The sequence below is a fragment of the Mycobacterium sp. genome (assembly GCF_050701675.1).
Classification (GTDB): Bacteria; Actinomycetota; Actinomycetes; order Mycobacteriales; family Mycobacteriaceae; genus Mycobacterium.
Genome location: NZ_JBOGDD010001326.1, coordinates 1 through 3,339, shown reverse-complemented (window position 1 = coordinate 3,339; position 3,339 = coordinate 1). Strand labels below are relative to the sequence as shown.

The following is a 3,339-nucleotide window of genomic DNA, read 5'->3' as shown; positions in this document are numbered from 1 at the left end:
AGAGCGCGCGCCAGTGCAACGCGCTGCGCCTGGCCGCCGGACAGTTGACGCGGTCTGCGATCCGCCAGGTCGTCGGCCTCCACCTCTGCGAGCCAGCGTTCCGCTGAGGATCGGGAAGCCTTGCGCGACAGCCCCTTTCCACTGTGAGCACCGAACGCGACGTTGGCAACGACGGACAGATGGGGAAACAGCAGGGGATCCTGCATCAGCAGTCCCACCCTGCGGTCGTGGGTGCCGACGTGGGTGCCTGCGGTGGTGTCGGTGAGGGTCCGGTCGCCGACGCGGACCGATCCGGAGTCGGGCCGCACCAGGCCTGCGATGACGTGCAGCACGGTGGACTTGCCCGCGCCGTTGGGGCCGAGCACCGCCAACACCTCGCCGGGCGCCACGGTGAACCGGACGTCGAGGCCCCTACTCTCGACGACCGCCCGCAGGTCGACGCCACTCATGGGTTACTGCCAACCACTGGCTCCACCCACCCTGATCCTGCGGCTGCCGAGCCCGACCACGACGACGGCGGCAACCGCGACGAGCAGCACCGACAGTGCCACCGCGGCGTCCGCATCGACCTCCCGCTGGAGATAGATCTCCAGCGGGAGGGTGCGGGTCACGCCTTCGCGCGAGCCGGCGAACGTCAGCGTCGCACCGAACTCGCCGAGCGACCGTGCGAAGGCCAGCACCGCGCCCGACGCCAGCCCGGGAGCCAGCAGAGGCAACGTGACCCGCCACCACACCGCGGTCGGCCTGGCACCCAGCGTGGCGGCCACCACCTCGTAGTCGGCGCCGACGGTGCGGGCGGCGCCTTCGAGCGCGATGACCAGGAATGGAAGCGACACGAACGTCTGAGCCAGCACCACCGCGGTCGTCGTGAACGCGATCTGAATTCCCGCCGCGTCGAGGTATCTACCGAGCAGTCCGAGGCGACCGAAGGCGTACAGCAGCGCGATGCCGCCGACCACCGGAGGCAGCACCAGCGGAAGTAGGATCAGCGGCCTAACCCAGCGCACCCCGCGGGAGTTGCTGCGAGACAACACCATTGCCATCGGCACCCCGAGCACGATGCACAGCGTCGTACTGGCGGCCGACGTCTTGAAGCTGAGCAAGAGCGCGGTCACCGACGATTGACTGGTGATCAGCGAGATGAACTGCGACCAGTCGACCTTGATCGCTACCGAGACGAGCGGCAACACCACGAAGGCCGCACCGATCACGGCGGGCACGTAGATCCAGCGCGGCAGGCCGCCCGAACTCCTCAAGGCTTGGCGAAGCCCGCCTTGAGCAGAATCTTCTGTCCCGCTTCGCCCGTCACCAGCTCGACGAACTTCTTGGCCAGGTCTGCGTTGGCCGCCGTCTTCAGCACGGCGATCGGATAGGTGTTCACTGCCGACGACGACTCCGGAAAGTCGACCTCAGTGACCTTGTCGCCCACCCCGAGCGCGTCGGTGACGTAGACGACCCCGGCGTCGGCCTGTCCGGTGGTCACCTTCGTCAGCACGTCGGTCACCGACGATTCCTCGCTCACCGGGTTGAGCGTCACCTTGGCGGATTGCTCGACCGTCTTGGTCGCCGAACCGCACGGCACCTGCGGTGCGCACACGACGACGCTCAGATCCGGCTTGGCCAGATCCGCGAAGGACGCCACCTTCTTCGGGTTTCCCGGCGCGGTCACGATGACGAGGGTGTTCGACGCGAAGGTCACCGGGTCGCCTTCGACCAGTCCGGCCTTGCTGGCCTTGTCCATGTTCTTGGTGTCCGCGGATGCGAAGACGTCGGCCTTGGCGCCCTGGGTCAACTGGGTGACGAGGTCGGAGGATCCGGCGAAGGTGAAGTCGACCGACCAGCCGGGATTGTCGGTCTTGAACTGCTCGCCGATGTCGGTGAACGTCTTCTGCAGCGAGGCCGCTGCGAAGACGACGAGCTTGCCGCCGGCAGGCGCGCCGCCACTGCTGGACGTGCCGCTCTGAGCGCCCGACCCGCATGCGGTGAGAACGACGAGGAGCAGCGCCGAAAGGGCGCAGACGAATTTCGGGGGTTTTGCCACGGTTCCAAACCCTAAGTCACCCCTGCGCGCGTGTCCTTCGTTCACCGCGTGGCGCGTTTCCTCTGCTAGCTACTGTCCAGTAACATGATCGGCGACTCGCTGGGTTCAGCGTCGAACACGAGGAGGTCGTGGTGAAGGATGTGCTGCTCACCGGCGGCGATACGGAGCTCGGCCGCGTCATCGCCGAGGGGTTCCGCGACGCCGGGTACCACGTGATGATCGCGGGCTCCCGCCGTGCCGACCTCGAGGTCGCCGCCAAGGAACTGGACGTCGACTCGATCGTCTTCGACAACACCAATCCGGCCAGCCTCGAAGAGGCTCGCGCCCAGATTCCCCACCACCTCGACACCATCGTGAACGTGCCCGCGCATCGCTGGGACGGTGGCGATCCCCGCACCTACACGTTGACCGAGCGCGCGGCAGCGTGGCGTACGGCACTGGACGCCACCGTGCTGTCCGCCGTTCTCACGGTGCAGATCCTCGGCGACCAGCTGCGCTCGGGCGGGTCGATCATCAACGTGGTTGGCGACAACTCGACCGAGGGCAGCCCCGAGGCCGCCGTCAAGGCGGCGTTGTCGAATTGGACTGCGGGACAAGCCACACACTTCGGAATTCGGGGCATCACGCTCAACGCCGTCGCCTCGGGCCGGGGTGCGGAACCGGGTTACGACGGCGTCGCCACGACCTCCCCGTCGGTGGCTGCCGAGATCACCCGGCTGGCGTTGTTCCTCACGACGCCCGCAGCCAGGCACATCACGGGGCAGACCCTGCACGTCAGCCATGGCGCGTTGACCCACTTCGCCTGACCACTGGTTTTATTCCCACTTCGCGGTCAGCGAAACGGGGTTCCGGTTCCGTTTAGTCGTGGCTAGGGTCGAATTCGTGACGATTCGACTTGGACTCCAGATCCCCAACTTCTCCTACGGCACCGGAATCGACCAGCTCTTCCCCACGGTCATCGCCCAGGCGCAGGAAGCCGAAGCGGCCGGCTTCGACTCCGTCTTCCTGATGGACCACTTCTACCAACTGCCCGGGCTCGGCACCCCCGATCAGCCGATGCTCGAGGCGTATACGGCGCTCGGCGCCCTCGCGGTCGCGACCGAGAAGGTGCAACTCGGCACCCTGGTCACCGGCAACACCTACCGCAATCCGACCCTGCTGGCCAAGGAGATCACCACCTTGGACGTGATCAGTCAGGGCCGAGCGATCCTCGGCATCGGCACCGGCTGGTACGAGCACGAGCACGACTCGCTCGGCTACGACTTCGGCACCTTCACCGACCGCTTCAACCGGCTCGA

5 protein-coding genes are annotated in these 3,339 nt (G+C 66.9%); 2 read left to right on the top strand and 3 right to left on the bottom strand.

Going from position 1 to position 3,339, the window contains the following annotated elements:
• From ACRDUX_RS40905 to modA, 3 genes are all read right to left on the bottom strand, one after another.
• On the bottom strand, positions 1 to 449 hold a 449-nt coding region (locus tag ACRDUX_RS40905), incomplete at its 3' end, for an ATP-binding cassette domain-containing protein (protein WP_526423285.1).
• A gap of 3 nt (positions 450 to 452) precedes the next feature.
• On the bottom strand, positions 453 to 1,256 hold the full coding sequence (locus ACRDUX_RS40900; RefSeq protein WP_526423283.1) for an ABC transporter permease: 804 nt from the start codon (positions 1,254 to 1,256) through the stop codon (positions 453 to 455).
• Positions 1,253 to 2,041 carry a molybdate ABC transporter substrate-binding protein gene (modA, locus tag ACRDUX_RS40895; protein WP_526423281.1) on the bottom strand — a complete coding sequence of 263 codons (789 nt, stop codon included), beginning with the start codon at positions 2,039 to 2,041 and terminating at the stop codon, positions 1,253 to 1,255. The genes ACRDUX_RS40900 and modA overlap by 4 nt, the downstream gene beginning before the upstream one ends.
• A gap of 131 nt (positions 2,042 to 2,172) precedes the next feature.
• Here modA and ACRDUX_RS40890 point away from each other — a divergent pair, with 131 nt between their 5' ends.
• Positions 2,173 to 2,847 (top strand): SDR family oxidoreductase, encoded by a 675-nt coding sequence (locus ACRDUX_RS40890; protein WP_526423279.1) that lies wholly within the window; start codon positions 2,173 to 2,175, stop codon positions 2,845 to 2,847.
• 76 nt (positions 2,848 to 2,923) lie between these two features.
• On the top strand, positions 2,924 to 3,339 hold a 416-nt coding region (locus ACRDUX_RS40885), incomplete at its 3' end, for an LLM class flavin-dependent oxidoreductase (protein WP_526423278.1).